The 15795-nt window shown below is 71.8% G+C and carries 8 protein-coding genes; 4 read left to right on the top strand and 4 right to left on the bottom strand.

What is annotated here, in order from left to right:
• Positions 1 to 134: 134 nt before the first annotated feature.
• The gene (locus ACSRUE_RS34100) at positions 135 to 1262 is read right to left on the bottom strand and encodes a hypothetical protein (RefSeq protein WP_441287237.1); all 1128 of its coding nucleotides are present in this window, start codon (positions 1260 to 1262) and stop codon (positions 135 to 137) included.
• A 300-nt stretch (positions 1263 to 1562) separates the two neighbouring features.
• On the opposite strand from ACSRUE_RS34100, the gene ACSRUE_RS34095 reads away from it, so the two are divergent.
• Positions 1563 to 3461 carry a hypothetical protein gene (locus ACSRUE_RS34095; protein ID WP_441287236.1) on the top strand — a complete coding sequence of 633 codons (1899 nt, stop codon included), beginning with the start codon at positions 1563 to 1565 and terminating at the stop codon, positions 3459 to 3461.
• A 52-nt stretch (positions 3462 to 3513) separates the two neighbouring features.
• Here the strand turns inward: ACSRUE_RS34095 and ACSRUE_RS34090 are convergent, their stop codons facing one another.
• Positions 3514 to 4557: an MBL fold metallo-hydrolase gene (locus ACSRUE_RS34090; protein ID WP_441287235.1), complete on the bottom strand. Its 1044-nt coding sequence runs from the start codon at positions 4555 to 4557 to the stop codon at positions 3514 to 3516.
• A gap of 51 nt (positions 4558 to 4608) precedes the next feature.
• Between ACSRUE_RS34090 and ACSRUE_RS34085 the strand changes: the two genes are divergently transcribed.
• Both ACSRUE_RS34085 and ACSRUE_RS34080 read left to right on the top strand, forming a co-directional pair.
• Positions 4609 to 4740: a hypothetical protein gene (locus tag ACSRUE_RS34085; protein WP_441287234.1), complete on the top strand. Its 132-nt coding sequence runs from the start codon at positions 4609 to 4611 to the stop codon at positions 4738 to 4740.
• Positions 4741 to 5587: 847 nt separating this feature from the next.
• Complete coding sequence (locus ACSRUE_RS34080) at positions 5588 to 8359, top strand: RICIN domain-containing protein (RefSeq protein ID WP_441287233.1); 2772 nt, start codon at positions 5588 to 5590, stop codon at positions 8357 to 8359.
• An 11-nt stretch (positions 8360 to 8370) separates the two neighbouring features.
• On the opposite strand, the gene ACSRUE_RS34075 is transcribed toward ACSRUE_RS34080, so the two are convergent.
• Together ACSRUE_RS34075 and ACSRUE_RS34070 are read right to left on the bottom strand one after the other, a co-directional pair.
• Positions 8371 to 9744 (bottom strand): FecR domain-containing protein, encoded by a 1374-nt coding sequence (locus ACSRUE_RS34075; protein WP_441287232.1) that lies wholly within the window; start codon positions 9742 to 9744, stop codon positions 8371 to 8373.
• The gene (locus tag ACSRUE_RS34070) at positions 9737 to 10378 is read right to left on the bottom strand and encodes an RNA polymerase sigma factor (protein ID WP_437768382.1); all 642 of its coding nucleotides are present in this window, start codon (positions 10376 to 10378) and stop codon (positions 9737 to 9739) included. Before ACSRUE_RS34070 ends, ACSRUE_RS34075 begins: the two co-directional genes overlap by 8 nt.
• Before the next feature lie 264 nt (positions 10379 to 10642).
• Here ACSRUE_RS34070 and ACSRUE_RS34065 point away from each other — a divergent pair, with 264 nt between their 5' ends.
• On the top strand, positions 10643 to 15793 hold the full coding sequence (locus ACSRUE_RS34065) for an AAA family ATPase (RefSeq protein WP_441287231.1): 5151 nt from the start codon (positions 10643 to 10645) through the stop codon (positions 15791 to 15793).
• Positions 15794 to 15795: the final 2 nt, after the last annotated feature.

Here is a 15795-nt window from a genome sequence, read left to right as displayed (position 1 = left end):
GAGGCCGCGCCCCCATCGGGCGCGCCATCGACTGATTCACAGACGGTACCGGAATCGGCGCCTCTCCAACATTGGCAAACCGCCTTGTGCCGGCGTTCGCTGCCCCCCGCCGGGCCACCCGGGCGCGGTCCCGCTCAGAGCCGCACGAGCAGCCCAAGGAACCCGGCGAACGTCGGTCTCCCCGCGGCGCCGAGCCGCTCGCCGCCGAGCGTCACGACGGCGCGGGGCTCGGCGAAGATCGCGTGTGCATCCACCAGGAGGGCCGCGCGGTCGGTCAGGTGCAGCCCGGCGCCCCCGCCCACGGCCGCGGCGACCGACCAGACATCGCCCGTCGCGCTCCGCAGCGGCGGCAGGGGATCACCGCTGACGAACAGGTGAATTCCGCCCACGCCGGCCGAGAGCACAGGCGAGATCGCGCCGCCCGTGTCCAGCGCCCATACCGCCTCCAGAAAGGCCATCTCGTGACGGACGGACACCGTGCCGTGCTCGCCATCGAGCGCAGGCCCCAGCGTCGGCCCAGCGAACGTCAGCCGCGCCGCGAGCCCCGCGGGCAGCGCGCCGCCGCGGCCGTCCGCGCCCGTCCCGTACGACAGCCGCAGCGCGGGCCCCAGCGCCGGCCCGACGCCGTCTGCGCTCAGGAGCGCCACGAAGCCGGCTTCCACGCCCACGCCCGCGAGCATCCCGGCCCGCTCCGGCGCAGGGGGCATCCCGGCCCGCCGCCGGACGGGCGCCATCCATCGCCGCACGTCGTCGGGAACGGCGGCGCCGCCGTCCTCCGCGGCGCGCCCGCGCGGCTCCTGCAGGCTCGCCTCCAGCAGGCTCGCCTGCAGGAGCTCGACCGCGCGCACGGCCATCACCGACGGCGCCGCCGCGCCGGCCGCCTCCACGGCGCGCACAACCGTCTTTTGCGTCACCCGATCGACGATCCAGAGGTCGGCGGTCGCGCCCGTCCGCGAGCGGGCGATCGTCACGGCCGCGAACGCGTCCGCCTCCTTCGCGGCGCGCTCCAGCCCTGCGCGCAGATCGCCCTCGGGCGCTCTCACGACGCGCACCACCTCGAACCCGGCCGCGCCGAGCTCTGCCCGCAGCCGCGTCGCCGCCTCGAGCACGAGCGGGTCGCTCACGCCGGCCTCGACGATCACCACCCGTGACGCGGCCGCCTCCGCCTTCCGTGAGGGTGCGCCGGGCGGCGCCGCGTCGGCCCGCGCCGCGGCGGGCGCCGACGCGAGGAGGAGCCAGAGCAGGAGAGGGAGAGAGCGCACGCGCCAGGGCTCTATCAGATCGCACGCGGGGGTGGAGGCGCATCGCCGCGAACGGGTGGGGCCAGGGGAAGGGGAAGGGGAAGTGGAAGGGGGCACGGGGCCCGGCGAGATATCCGAGGAGCCGAGCCACGGCGATCCCGCAGCGTCCGTCCGGACGGGCCACGACCGGGAGGACCTCCACGATGCGGCGCGCTCTCGCGGAGGAGCGTCGATGGGCATAAGCTCGACTGGACCCCAACCTGCCGTCGAGGCGCCGCCGCAGGGATCAGGGGGCGACCGCGCCGATCGAGGGGAAACGCCATGGCAGATGGGGAGATCGAGGATCTGCAGCAGCTGCCGTCGCGCCAACACAGCGGCTCGGATTCGAAGCGCGACGGCGGTCCGCTCGTGCTCGTGAGCCCGACGACCGGGGGGCGGCAGGGGCAGTCAGGCCATCAGGAGGCCTCGCCGGAGCCAGGGCAGCCCCCTTCCAGGCCAGAGCGGGCGCGGCGGCCGCCCAGCGGGCGAGGGGACGTACGGCAGGCGCCGCCCGCCGAGGAGATCGAGCTCGTCAACAAGACGGCTCGCCGGATCTGCATCCGGCGCGACGGCAGCGATCTCGTCGTGGCGCCTTTCGACGTGGTGCGCACGACGGAGACGGCGGCGCAGGGGCTGGATCTGAGCGTCTGGCTCGAGCGTGGTTATGTGGAGAAGCGCGCCCCGGTCCAGTCCGAAGAGCCGAGCCTCGACGCCGCCGCCATCGCGGGGGTGCTGGTCCTCGGGGGGCTCACGTCGCTGTTCATGGTCACCCTGGACGGCTGGGCCCGCCTGGCCTTCGGCACGGTCGGCGTCGGGATGATCGCGTTCACCGTGTTCCCGTCGCTGGAGCGCTGGGCCCGGCATCGCCATCGCAGCACCGCGTTGATGCTGCGCGACCAGTTCTGGCGCGCGATCGGCATGCTGGGGGTGTGCCTGGTGGGCTTCGGCATCCCCGCCGCCACGGTCCTCTTGCAGGCCGAGAAGCGCCTTCACGAGATCTTCACGTTATCGATGCGCAGCTTGGCGTTGCTGCTCCTCTTTGCGCTGTTCATCGGCGCCGCGGCGACGCTCCCCGCGCTCCTGTTCTTTCTGTTCGCGGAGCAGCGCCGGAACGTGGTGAAGGAGCAGTTCCACCGCGACGTGCTGCGGCTCGACCCCGCGCTCCGCACGATCGACGAGGCGGAGCGGGCCTATTCTCCGCTGATGAAGGACGCGCTGGACACCCGGCGCGGTCCGCTGTTCTTCGTCCCGATCATCCTCAGCACGTTCCTCCTCTCGGTCGGCTGGGTGATCTCGGCGCTGCCGACGGTGGCGTCCGTGGCGGAGACGCTGGGGGACAAGCCGGTCGAGCTTCACTCCCTGTTCATCCCCAACCGGACCGCCTTCACGTTCGCGTTCCTCGGCACGTATTTCTTTGCGCTCAACATGGTATTCCGCCGCTATGTGCGGGCGGACCTCGGGCCCAAGGCGTACAGCCACATCTCCGTGCGCATCATCATCGCCACGATCCTGGCCTGGGTCATGAGCAAGACGTTCGAGGGCGCCTCGCCCTCGGGCGGCGCGGCGCCCATCGACAACGCGCCCTGGCACCTGCTCCTGCTCGCCTTCTTCATTGGCATCGTCCCGGACACCGGGCTCGCCGTTCTCCATGACCTGCTCAAGACACGCATGGTCACGTTCTTCGTCCCGACCCTGAAGGACCGCGACCCGCTGACCCATCTCGAGGGCATCACGCTCTACGACAAGGCGCGCCTGCTCGAGGAGGGCATCGAGAACATCGAGAACCTCGCGCACCACAACCTGATCGAGCTCATCCTGCGCACGCGCATCCCGGCCCCGCGCCTTGTCGACCTCGTGGATCAGGCGATCCTGTATCTCCACGCGCGAGACGAGGCCGAGCCGGCCCGGAACGCGCCGTCGAGCATCCTTTCGAGGCTGAAGGCGCATGGGATCCGCACGGCGACCGATCTCGAGCTCTGCATGGCTGCGCAGGAGACGCGCGACGCCGTGATACGGCTGTCCTCCGAGTCGCGCATCCTGCTCCTGCTCAGCGCGCTGCGGGACGACGAGTGGATGCCGCAGCTCCGGAGCTGGCGCGAGTTCCGCAAGACCTACGAGTACGCCTACACCGTCGAGCAGCTCACGCCGTCCTCGCCCGAGACGAGGCCCCGGGCGGCGTGACCGCGCGAGGCGCGGCGCGGCCTTCCGGCGGAGCGGGGCTGGCCGCCGTCCGTCACCGCGGGCCCGCGACCGCCCGCCACCACGGGGTCGGCGCCCCGACGCGCTCGGGCTCGAACGCGGCGCCGATCCGGGGGGTCACGACGCGCGCGCCGCGCTCGGTGGCCAGGGAGAGCAGCGTCTCGGCCGGCTCGTCCCAGTCGTGGAGCGCGAGGTTGAAGGTGCCCCAGTGGACGGGCAGGAGCGTGCCGCCGCCGAGCATCTCGAACGCGGTCAGCGCGTTCTCGGGGCCGAGGTGGATGGTCCCCCACGCAGGGTGATACGCGCCGACCTCGAGCATCACCAGGTCGAAGGGGCCGTGTCGCCTGCCGATGTCCTCGAACCCGGGGAACAGCCCGGTGTCGCCGGAGAAGAAGACCTTGCGCCGCTCCGCCTCGATGACCCAGGAAGCCCAGAGCGTCGCGTTGCGGCTCGTCGGCCCGCGGCCCGAGAAGTGCTGAGAGGGCGTCGCGGTGAAGCGAACGCCGCCGATCTCCGCGCGCTCGTGCCAGTCGAGCTCGGTGATCCGCGCCGGGTCGACGCCGAGCGCCTCGAGGAGCGCGCCCACGCCGAGGGGCGTGACGATGGGGACGCGCGTGCGGGCCAGCGCCTCGATCGTCGGCGCGCAGAGGTGATCGAAGTGGTCGTGGGAGAGCAGGACCGCGTCGAGCGGCGGCAGCTCGTCGAGCGCGGCCGGGACCGGGTGGAAGCGCAGCGGGCCGGCAAAGGAGACCGGCGAGGCGCGCTCGCCGAACACCGGATCGGTGAGGACCCGGCGGCCATCGAGCTCGAGGAGGACGGTGCTGTGGCCGAGCCAGGTGACCCGCAGTCCGGTGTCGCTCTGCCGGGTCCAGGTCTCGTGGGGCCGCACGACGGGCAACGGCGCGGGCGGCTCCCGCCGGCCGCGGCGGAAGAAGAACTCGCCGAGCACGGGCAGCGTCGAGCCCTTGGTCATGGTGGGGCCGGCGCCCGACGGGTTCTCGAACTTGCCGTCCTTGAACTGGGTTGAAGCGCGCGCCCGCTCGAGCCGCAGCCCTTTGCGACGCCGTGAATCGTTCATGAGGGGACGACCTCCTGCCAGGCGCGGTGCCTGGCGAGACAGAACACGACCTTGAAGGCGACGAATTCGCGCCTGGTCGCCGGAGGAGGCGCGGGCTCCTCCTGGTGGAGCGCGCTCGGCCAGGGTGGCTCGCTCACGCGCCGGACGAGCTTTGTGATCGGCGTGCAGACCGTCAAGGCCTGAACTTGACAAATTGTTCTCAAATTGTCAACGTTGACCATCGCCTGACGCTCTCTCCTTGCCCTGGGCCCTTGGCGATCCGCCCCGTGCCCCTCCGGGCACCGCTTCGGGGGAGCAACCTGCCTGGATTTGTGCAGGAATCAACGCATGGCGAATCCCTGGTCATCCGATGATCCAGGGGTGCCGCGGCAACTCTCGTTCAGGCGAGACTCGACCCGTTCAGTGGCACGGGCGAAAAGGGCGCGAGAGGCCAAATGTCTCGGTCGATGTGGGACATTGCAGCACAGGCCATTGGCCATCAACTGTCGTGGGTGGCTTCGTAAATAGTCGTTCATAAATGCCGGTAAAGTGAACGAGATGGACAAGCGCACGGCCAAGTGAAGCGGATCGGGGGGCGGGAATCCGGCGCGGAAATGCGCAAATTTGTTCGTATTTGCGCGGATCTATAAACGATCACGCAAGCGATCGCGCAAACGATCACGCAAACGATCACGCAAACGAGCACGCAAACGAGCACGCAAGCGATCGTGGGTTCGAGCATGTGAACGCTCACGCGAGCTACCACGCAAACGAACATGCAAATGACGCGGCGAGACGCATGATTGGCTTGACTCGCAACACGATACGAGACAAGAGTAATCCTCTTAGCGGTGCCTGACCGCCTGTCGAACGAGTCCTCCAGCTCCGCACCTCGCGATCGAGATCCCCTGGGGGGGCGATGACCGATGACCACCGCGGCCGTCCCTCCGGAGCCTTCGTCGCGCATTGCGTGTCGAGAGCCCCTGACCAGCGCAAGGGCAGCGTCGAGCTGTAGATAGACCGTACTTCTTACTTGATAGAGGAGAACAACATGAGATTCGCATCAAGGAGCGCCTTGCTTGCCTCCGCGACGAGCCTTCTCGCCGTCTCATGCATCGCTGGTCTGGACGACACCGGCAGCGAGCAAGGCGACGCGCTCGAGGAGAGCCTCACGATCGACCCGAACGCGGTCTACACGCTCGTCGGCGTGCAGAGCAACAAGTGCGTCGAGATACGCGGGGGCAGCACGGCGAGCTCGGCGGCTGCGCAGATCGCCACGTGCAACGGCTCCACGCGACAGCAGTTCCGGGCGGAGTCCGCGGGGAGTGGATACTTCCGGCTGCGGAACGTGAACAGCGGCCTCTGCCTCGGGATCAACGGTGGATCGACGGCGAACGGCGCCAGCGTCGTCCAATCCAGCTGCGGCAACGCCACGAGCCAGCAATTTTCGTTCGTGGACGTCGGCAACAACGCCCAGCGGATCATGGCCCGAAACAGCAACAAGGCGCTCGACGTCATCGGGCGGTCGACGGCAGAGGGCGCCGGCCTCCAGCAGTACAGCTGGGCGAACGGCGATAACCAGAAGTTCACGTTCAAGGTCGTGGGGGGCAGCTCAAGCAGCGCGAGCAGCAGCTCCAGCAGCGCGAGCACCGGCGTCGGTGGTTCGGGCGGCTCCGGCGGCGCCGGTGGCTCGACGAGCTCCAGCAGCTCGACCAGCTCCAGCAGCTCAAGCAGCAGCTCCAGCAGCGCGAGCACCGGCGTCGGTGGTTCGGGCGGCTCGGGCGGTGCTGGCGGCTCGGGCGGCTCCGGCGGCTCCGGCGGCTCCGGCGGCGGCGACGCCGACACGGGGGTCAACCCGGCGTCGGGCTGCACGCTCGGCTACAGCCAGATCCCGGACGGGAAGGGCGGCAAGAACGTCGAGGCCGTCTGCCTTCCGAAGGAGATGAACTTCAACATGGCCGCGTCGCTGGAGGCCTTCAAGACGACGGTCTATCCGCTCTTGACCGCCAACTGCTCTGGCTGCCACAGCTCGACGGGCAAGGCCCAGGCGCCGATGCACTCCGACGTCGATCCGGCGCTGGCCCACGAGTACGCGCTCACGCGCGTCAACTTCAAGAAGCCGGCGGACTCCAAGCTCGTGGTCCGGATGGGCATCGACCGGCACAACTGCTTCGGAACGAGCTGCAGAGACGCGAACACGCAGATGCTCAACGCCGTCACGGCGTGGGCGAACGCCGTCGCGCCGACCCTGCCGGCCACCCCGCGCCCCGTCGCGGCCGGCGAGAAGGTCACCGAGGACCAGGTGAAGGCGTGGATCGCGACGGACAAGGCCACCGTCGCCGCGGCGGACGCGGAGTTCATCAAGTACGCCTCGCTGCACGAGCTCCACAACGCGGGCGTCAGCGCAGAGGAGCTCAACGTGGCCCGCGTGGGGCTGTCGAAGGCCCTGAACTCGACCGCGCGCTGGGCCCCCACGATCGTCAACCCGGTGGACATCAACGGCAAGGGCATGGTCTACCGCTTCGATACCCGCAACTACTGGGGCTACAACAAGGGGGTCACGAAGCTCCACTTCGGCGGATCGGACGACGACGTCTTCTTCGGGAGGACCTCCGTCAACTACCTGGGTGAGCCCGTCGGCTCCGACGTCACGTTCAGGGAGCGCTACAGATACACCTCGACGGTCCAGGTGGATCCGAGCTTCGCCCGGCTCGTCTGGGGGCGCGTCCTCGCCGGCAACGTGGAGGGCGCCACGGACAGCCAGGTGCTGCCGCCCAACGTCAACGGCTTCAAGACGGATTACATCGAGGCGAGCCAGCTCGTCTACACGCTGACACGCCCGGACGTCTACAACGCCATCATGGCGATCCCCTGGTACGCGCAGGATCTCGAGGCCGAGCTCGGCGTCATCAAGGACGCGGGGATCAAGTCGTACGAGTACATGCTCACGAAGCAGGCCATCACCGTCGATTCCCGCATGTACTACAGGGCCAGGACGAAGAGCGGCGGGTATTACTGGAAGACGTGGGACGTCTTCTCCGGGCAGCTCGACGGCGTGACCACCATCGAGCAGGCGTACGAGACAGGCCAGATCCGGTTCCCCTTCTGGGCCCACCCGATCCCCAAGTTCATCAGCGGGGCCGGCGGCTCGGCGAGCAACTACAGCTTCATCGCGACGCTGGCTCAGCCGAACGGCACGGAGCCGCCGGGGTGCGACGGGGCGCCGAGCTACGCCGGCGGCAGCTACCTGAACTGCCGCTACTACACCGGGACCGACGGCCTCCAGCAGTCGGCGGAGGAGGTGATCTGGGATCTGCCGAACGGCCTTCAGGGGTACTCCCTCTGGGGCGGCATCAACCAGCGCCGCGTCGACGCGTTCGTCAACATCGTGCGCGATCCGCGCCTCCAGAAGAACGCCTCGGACGCGCAGATCAACAGCACGCTGGGCTTCGCCACCCAGGACCGCCGCCTGAACACCGGCAGCTCCTGCATCGGTTGCCATGCGGACGGCATGAACCGAGGCAACAACGATCTGCGCGACTGGCTGGACGCCGGCGGCTCGCGCCTCCCGAAGGGCGAGCACGGGGTCGACGGGTGGATCAACGACGCGGCGACGGTGGCCCAGGTCAAGGAGCTGTATCCCCCGTCGACCGTGATGCGGCCGCGCATGGAGGACGATCGCAAGGTCTTCCTGGCGGCGATGGCGAAGATGAAGCGGGGCATGATCCTCGGCGCGGACAAGAACGTGTACGTGGAGCCGACGATCTGGACCATCGAGTGGGCGCAGAACTTCTACAAGTACCCGCTGAGCCGCTCGAACTAGCACCTCGGGCGTCACGGCGTGAGGAGATCGCGCGCCACGGGCTCGTGCGCGCCGCGCGGGTGGCGCTTCAGGTAGAGCTCCGCGATGGGGCGCGCCGCCGCCCGGCCGGCCGTGCGCTCGACCGCCACCATCTTGCGGCCGAGCGCCTCGGCCGCGAACGGGCCGCCCGGCGACTCGGCGAGGTACGTGTCGTACCAGGCGACGGCCGCCTCGGGCGCGCCGCCGTCGTCGATCAGGCGGCCGAGCAGGAAGGCCGCCGCCTTGCCCTGGCTCGTCCCCGGGAACCGCTTGCGCGTCGCCGAGAGCGTGCGCTGCGCCACGTCGCCGCGCCGCGTGTACCGCGCCGCGTCCCCGAGGGCGACAAGGTCGTCCAGCGAGCCCCGCTCGAGCACCCCCCCGAGGCCGCGCTGCTCCGCCTCGGCCAGGACCGCCCGGAAATCCCCCGCCGCCACGCGCTGGGCCCAGCTCGGCGCCGCCGCCGCGCCGGCCGGCGCCGCCGGCCCCGGACCGTCCGTCGGAGAGCTCGCGGGCGCCCCCTCTGCCCGCGAGCCCTCCGGCCGTACGACCCCGGCGTCGCCGTCCCCAGCGCCGCCAGGTCCGATGGTCTTCTCCCCCCCGGGCTGCGCCGCCGTGCCCGCGGGCGGCAGCGCCTTCGGCGCCGGGTCCGCCGCGCTCGCGGCGTCGCCGCTCGAGATCTGCACGTCGCCCTCGCGCATCCGCGCCACGAGCCGCTGCCCGGCGCGGAGCGGCAGCCCGTCGGGCGCGAGCGGCCCGCGCACGGTCACGCTCCCCTCGTGCAGATCGACGCGCAGCGTGCCGTCGCCGCGGCTCCAGGACACGTCGAACGCCGTGCCGGTGACCAGCACCGCGAACGGCCCCGCCTCGACGGACCAGCGCGCCTTCGGCCGCCGCGTGACGCGCAGCGACGCGCGGCCGTCCTCGAGCAGCATGCGCGCCCCGGCCGCGTCGACGTCGACCACGCGCATCGCGCTGCCCGGCGAGAGCGCGACGGAGGTGCCGTCCGTGAAGCGGAGCCGCGCCTCTTCGCCGGCCGTCGCGGCGATGTACCGGCCCGCGGCGGAAGGCGCGCCCTCGACGGCGTAGTCGAGCGGCCGCGCCGGCCAGAGCGTGACGAGCGCGAGCGCGAGCGCCGCCGCGCCGGCGAGCGCGAAGCTCCACCGCGGCCGCCCGGAGAGCGCGCTCCACAGGGGCGAGGCGCGCAGCCACGCGCCCGCGCGGCCCAGGGCTCCCGCGCGGCCCGCGCCGCGGCTCACCGCCTCCACGAAGCGGGCGCGCTCGGCGGCGTCGTGCGCCGCGTCGACGTCCGCGGGGACGCCGCTCCGCGCGAGGTCCGCGAGCCGGCTCAGCTTCTCCGCTTCATTCATCGCGATCTCCTCCGTCGGCGGGGAGGGTCCCGGGCCGATCGAGGTCCTGCGGGGCGTTGGTGAGGTAGGCCGAGAGCGCGGGATCGCGCTCCGCGGCGGTGAGGATCCGGTGGGACGCGCGCGCGAGGTGGCGCTTCGTCGTGGCCAGGGAGCAGCCGAGCGCGGCGGCGATCTCGGTGAGCTCGAGCCCCTCGATGAACCGCAGCACGAAGAGCGTCCGGGACCTGTCGTCGACCTGGTCGAGGATGCGGTAGAGCCGCGTGAGCGCCGCGCGCCCCTGCGGATCCTGCTGCGCGCCCCCCAGGTCCGGGAGCTCACCCGAGGGCGACAGCTGGAGCCAGCGCCGCACGCGCCTGCGCCGCAGCTCGGCGCGCGCCACGCGCACCGCGATGCCGACGATGAAGCTCGAGAGCAGCGAAGGGTCCCTGAGGTCCTTCGCCACGCGGAAGAAGCGCAGGAATGTGTCCTGCACATGATCGTCGACCTCGTCGCTCGGCCCGAGGGTGCGCGTCAGGATCCGGCGCACGAGCGGCGCGAACCGCTGCCAGAGGATCGGCGCGGCGCCCGGGTGCCCCTGCGCGGCGGCGCGCGCGAGCGCCTCGTCGTCGGTCGCCGCCAGCGGTAGCGCCTGCACGCCCCGCCTTTGCGTGAAGGGCGCCACCGCTGTCAAGGGCGGGACGGTCGACCGGCGCGTCGGAAACACGCTCAGCAGTGTTCTCCAGCGGTCCGCCGCGGCTCAAGATTCCGCACGCCCGCGCACCGGAGGAGCTCGAGACAAGGTAACGATTGAGGAATATCGATGAAATGTGAGCTGGATTACTGATTTCGGCCGCGGCGGCTCCCGACGCGGCGTCGAACGCTGTCACGACAGGTTCCGTATCGGTCGTAACCTGTACGCATGACGACACTCGGGGCGGTTCATGTCATCGGATTGGCGAGCTTGCCGCAGGGCTACGCCGCGGAGGCCATCCTCCACGAGGGGACGATGATCACCGTGCGCCGCGCGCGCCGCGCGTCGGACGGGCAGCCCGTCGTGCTGAAGGGACCGAGCGCCGGGCGGGCGTCGCCGCGCGCGATCGCGAGGCTCCGCCACGAGCAGGTGATCACGCGCGAGATCGCGCACCCGGGCGTCCTCCGCGTCCTCGACGTCGAGGAGAGCGACGGGGGGCCCGTGCTCGTCCTGGAGGACTTCGGCGGCGCGTCGCTCGACATCGTTTTGCGGAGCGAGAGGCTCGGCCTGGGCACGACCCTGCGGATCGGCATGCACGTCGCGGACGCCCTCGCGTCGCTGCACCACGCGGGCATCATTCACAAGGACGTCAAGCCGCACAACATCCTCGTCCGCCTCGAGCCGCTGGTGGTCAAGCTCTCCGACTTCGGGATCGCGACGCGCCTGTCGCAGGAGGCGCCGAGGGCCGAGAACCCGGGCGCCGTGGAGGGGACCCTTCCGTACATGTCACCCGAGCAGACGGGCTGGATGAACCGCAGCCTCGACTGCCGGACGGACCTCTACTCCCTGGGCGTCACCCTCTACGAGCTGCTCACGGGCGCGCCTCCGTTCACCGCGCCGAGCGCCATGGAGCTCGTGCACTGCCACCTGGCCAGGACGCCGACGCCGCCGCACGCCGCGTCGGCCGAGATCCCGCGCGTCGTCTCCGATCTCGTCATGAAGCTCCTCTCCAAGGCCGCCGACGATCGGTACCCGTGCGCCGAGGCGCTGCGCGCCGATCTCGAGGAGTGCCTCCGGAGGTACGAGGCCGACGGCCGCGTCGATCCTTTCCCGCTCGGCGAGCGTGACGCGGGCGGCCGGCTCTGGCTGCCGGAGAAGCTCTACGGGCGCGAGGCCGAGACGCAGGCCGTCGTGGCCGCGTGCGAGCGCGCGGCGGCCGGCGCCGTCGAGCTGTTCCTCATCTCCGGCCACGCCGGCGTCGGCAAGTCCGCCCTCGTCCGCGAGGTCTACAAGGTGCTCGCGCGGCGGCCCGGGTACTTCGTCTCGGGGAAGTTCGGCCAGCTCAAGCAGCGCACCCCCTACGCGGCCATCGCGCAGGCGTTCGGCGAGCTGTGCGAGCGCATCCTGTCGGAGGGCGAGGAGCCCGCGGCGCGCTGGAAGGCGCGGCTGAGCGCCGCGCTCGGCTCGATCGGGCAGGTCGTCATCGACGTGATCCCCGAGTTCGAGCGCATCATCGGCCCCCAGCCCCCCGCCCAGCCGCTCGGGCCGACCGAGTCGAAGAACCGCTTCAGCGTGGCGTTCCAGGCCTTCGTCCGCGCCGTCACGGAGGAGCACCTCCTCGTGCTCTTCATCGACGACCTCCAGTGGGCCGACCCCGCCTCGCTGAAGCTCCTCGAGCTCCTGATGACCGATCCCGACGCCCGCGGGACGCTCGTGATCGGCGCCTACCGCGACCAGGAGGTCGACGACGCCCACCCGCTGGCGAGGCTCATCCGCGGCCTGCGCGCGGCGGGCGCGTCGGCCTCCGAGGTGTGGCTCGGGCCGCTCGAGATCGAGGACATCCGCCGGCTCCTCGCCGACGCCCTGCGCTGCCGCCTCGAGGAGACGGACGCCTTCGCGGCGCTCATCCTGGAGAGGACCGCGGGCAACCCGTTCTTCATCCATCAGCTCCTGCACGCCCTCGCCGGCGAGGGGATCGTGCGCTTCGATCCGGCCGCGGGGGCGTGGGCGTGGAGCCTCGAGCGCGCCCGGAGCGCGGAGGGCGCGGAGGGCGTCGTCGAGCTGATGGCCGCGAAGATCCGGCGGCTCGCGCCCGGCGCGCAGCGCGCCCTCCGGCTCGCCGCCTGCGTGGGCCACCGCTTCGACCTCCGGACGCTCGCGCTCGTCGCCGAGCAGCCCCCGGGCGAGGTGGCCGCGGCCCTCTGGGGGGCCCTGCGGGAGGGCCTCGTCGTGCCCCTCGATCCCGAGTACCGCTTCGTCCACGCCGGCGACGCGGCGGTCGCGGGCAGGCTGCTCGAGGACCCCTCGTTCCGCGTGTCGTACCGGTTCCTGCACGATCGCGTCCAGCAGGCGGCGTACGCGCTCATCGACGAGCAGGAGCGGAAGCGGCTGCACCACCGCATCGGCCGGTTGCTCGCGGCGAGCCTCGGCGAGGACCCGAGCGACGAGGATCTGTTCGTCGTCGTCGGCCACCTGAACCTCGCCGCGGGCCTGATCGAGGGCGAGGCGGAGCGCGGCGAGCTCGTGCGGCTCAACCTGGCCGCGGGGCGGCGCGCGCAGGCGGCGACCGCGTACGACGCCGCGTTCGGCTACCTGAGCGCCGCGGCGTCCGCGCTCGGCCCGGATCCATGGGCCGGCGAGGCGGGCCTCGCCTCCGGCGTCTTCGACATCTTCGACATCTTCGACATTTATGCCGCGAAGGCCGAGTGCGCGTACCTGAGCGGCCGCTGCGACGAGGCGGAGGCGCTCTTCGACGCCCTCCTCGAGCGCGCCGCCTCGGACGCGGAGCGCGCGCGCGTTTACTGCATGCGGATGGTCCTCTACAACGCGCAGCACCGCTGGTGGGACTCGCTCGCGGTGGCGCTCCAGGGCCTGCGCCTCTTCGGCATGGAGGTGCCCACCGAGGGCGAGGCGCTCGCCGCCGCGCTCCGCGCGGAGCTCGCCGAGGCCGAGCGCGGCTTCGGCGCCCGGCGGGGCGAGGACGTCTGCGCGGGCCCGGAGCTCGCCGATCCGCGCGTCAGGGTCGTGGTGGAGATGCTCGGCTACGGCTCGCCCTCGGCGTACATCGTCAACCCGCCGCTGGCCCAGCTCCTCGCCGTCAGGATGACGAACCTGTCGCTCCGGCACGGGATCTCGCCGATGGCCAGCGTGGCGTACGCGCTCCACGGCTTCTACCTGGCCGCGTTCTGGGGCCAGCCGCACGAGGGCTACAGGATCGTGCGGATGGGCGTCGCCCTGAACGACAGGTACCGGATCGATGCCATCAGGGCGAAGGTCGACTTCAACTACGGGGTCGTCATGAACCACTCGAGGCCGCAGCGCGAGGCGCTCGAGGTCCTCCAGCGGGCGCGGGTCGCCGGGATGGAGACCGGCGACTTCATGTTCGCGTCGGCGGCCTCCAACATCGTCGCCCAGATGAAGCTCAGCCTGGAAGGCGAGCTCCGGCGCGTGCGCGAGGACGTCGGCGGGTTCCTGCGCTTCACCTCCCGCACGAAGGACGCGCTGTCGACGGCGGTCCAGACCGTCGCGCTGCAGGTGATCCAGAACCTCGAGGGGCGCACGCTGGACCGCGGCACGCTGAGCGACGCCGGCTTCGACGAGGACGCCTTCGTGCCGAAGCTCGATGGGGTGGCCTTCGCGATCGTCGCTGGCTTCTACTACACGAACAAGCTCGCGCTCGCGTACCTCTACGGCGATCACGAGGGCGCGCTGCGGATGGCGCGCCGCGCGCACGAGCGGGCCCGCGCCCTGACGGGCCAGTACATCGGCATCGTCGATCTGCCGCTCTACACCTGCCTCACCCTCCTGGCGCTCGGCCCTCGGGCGAGCGGGGAGGAGGGCGGCGCGCTGGCCGAGATGCTCGCGTCGAGCCACGACAAGCTCTCCGTCCTCGCGCGGGACTGCCCCGAGCTCCGGCACCTGGAGCTGCTCGTCCGGGCGGAGCGCGCGCGCGTCGCCGGGGAGGCGCTGGAGCCGATCCTCGAGCTCTACCAGCAGGCGAGCGACGCGGCGGAGCAGGCGGGGTACGTGCGCTACCGCGCGCTCGTCAGCGAGCTCTGCGGCAGGTTCCTCGCGGCGAGGCGCATGCCGTGGCTCGCGCGCTCGTGCCTCGTCGAGGCCTACCAGGCCTACGCGCGCTGGGGCGCCACGGCCAAGCTGCGGCAGATGGAGGAGGCGTACGTCGAGCTGCTCCCCCGCGCGGCGGCGGGCCAGCCCGCGTCCGCGAGCGTCCTGTCGAGCCTGACCTCGGTCGCCTCGTCGACGACCGACACGGTCGCGCGGCGCGTGGCGCTGCTCGACGCGGCGGCGCTCATCCGCGCCGCGCAGGCGGTGGCGCGCGAGATCGACCTCGGCCGCGTGATGACGCGGCTGCTCCGGCTCGCCATCGAGAGCGTCGGCGCCCAGCGGGGCGCGCTGATCCTGGATCACGAGGGCGGGCCGCGCGTGGAGGCCGTCGCCGAGGACGAGGGCGAGGTGCGCGTCGGCCCGTCCACGCCCGTGCGCGAGAGCGGCGCCGCCGCAGCCCGGGTGGTCGAGCTCGCGATGCGCACCGGGAGCGCCGTCGTCGTGGCCGACGCCGCGCAGGACGGGCGGTTCGACGGCGACCCCTACGTCGCGGCGCGCAAGCCGCGATCGGTGCTCGCGCTGCCCATGGTGAGCCAGGGGGAGATCTCGGGCGTCCTCTATCTGGAGAACAACGCCGCGCCCGAGGTGTTCTCGCCCGCCCGCCTCGACGTGCTCGAGCTCGTCGCCGCGCAGGCCGCCATCGCCGTGAAGAACGCGCTGCTCTACGCGCGCGTCCAGGCCGCGAGCGACGAGCTCCGCAGGGCCAACGACGCGCTCGAGGCGGCCGTCGCCACCCGCACCGCGGAGCTCTCCGCGGCGAAGGTGCAGCTGGAGGCGGAGCTCGTCGAGCGGGAGAGCGCCGAGCGGGCGCGCGCCGCCCTCCAGGAGGACCTCATCCGGGTGCAGCGCGAGCGGCTCGCCGAGCTGTCGACGCCGCTCATCCCGATCACCGACCGGATCATGGTCATGCCGCTCATCGGGACCCTGGACGCGGAGCGGGCGGACGAGGCGCTCGAGACGGCGCTGCGCGGCGTCGCGGACACGTCGGCGCAGGTCGTCATCCTGGACATCACGGGCGTGAAGGGCGTGGACAGCAGCGTCGCCGCGACGCTCGTCCGTGCCGCGACCGCGCTGCGGCTGCTCGGCGCCGAGGCGGTGATCACCGGGATCCGGGGCCACGTGTCGCAGACGCTGGTCAGCCTCGGCATCGACCTCCGCGAGACCGTCGTCCAGGGGACGCTCCAGCGCGGGATCGCGTACGCGCTCCGGAAGACCGGCCAGGCGCGGCAGCTCGCCGCCATGGCCCCTCGCTGACG

It is taken from the genome of Sorangium sp. KYC3313 (assembly GCF_052075895.1).
In the GTDB taxonomy this organism is placed as follows: Bacteria; Myxococcota_A; Polyangia; order Polyangiales; family Polyangiaceae; genus Sorangium; species Sorangium cellulosum_B.
The sequence above is the reverse complement of the archived record's forward strand: the minus strand, read 5'-3'. Positions and strand labels throughout refer to the sequence as shown.

Bases quoted from the DNA above. Each gene is read 5' to 3' on its own strand.
- ACSRUE_RS34090 (WP_441287235.1), bottom strand. From the start codon at position 4,557: ATGAACGATTCACGGCGTCGCAAAGGGCTGCGGCTCGAGCGGGCGCGC.
- ACSRUE_RS34065 (WP_441287231.1), top strand. From the start codon at position 10,643: ATGACGACACTCGGGGCGGTTCATGTCATCGGATTGGCGAGCTTGCCG.
- ACSRUE_RS34075 (WP_441287232.1), bottom strand. From the start codon at position 9,744: ATGAATGAAGCGGAGAAGCTGAGCCGGCTCGCGGACCTCGCGCGGAGC.
- ACSRUE_RS34080 (WP_441287233.1), top strand. From the start codon at position 5,588: ATGAGATTCGCATCAAGGAGCGCCTTGCTTGCCTCCGCGACGAGCCTT.
- ACSRUE_RS34095 (WP_441287236.1), top strand. From the start codon at position 1,563: ATGGCAGATGGGGAGATCGAGGATCTGCAGCAGCTGCCGTCGCGCCAA.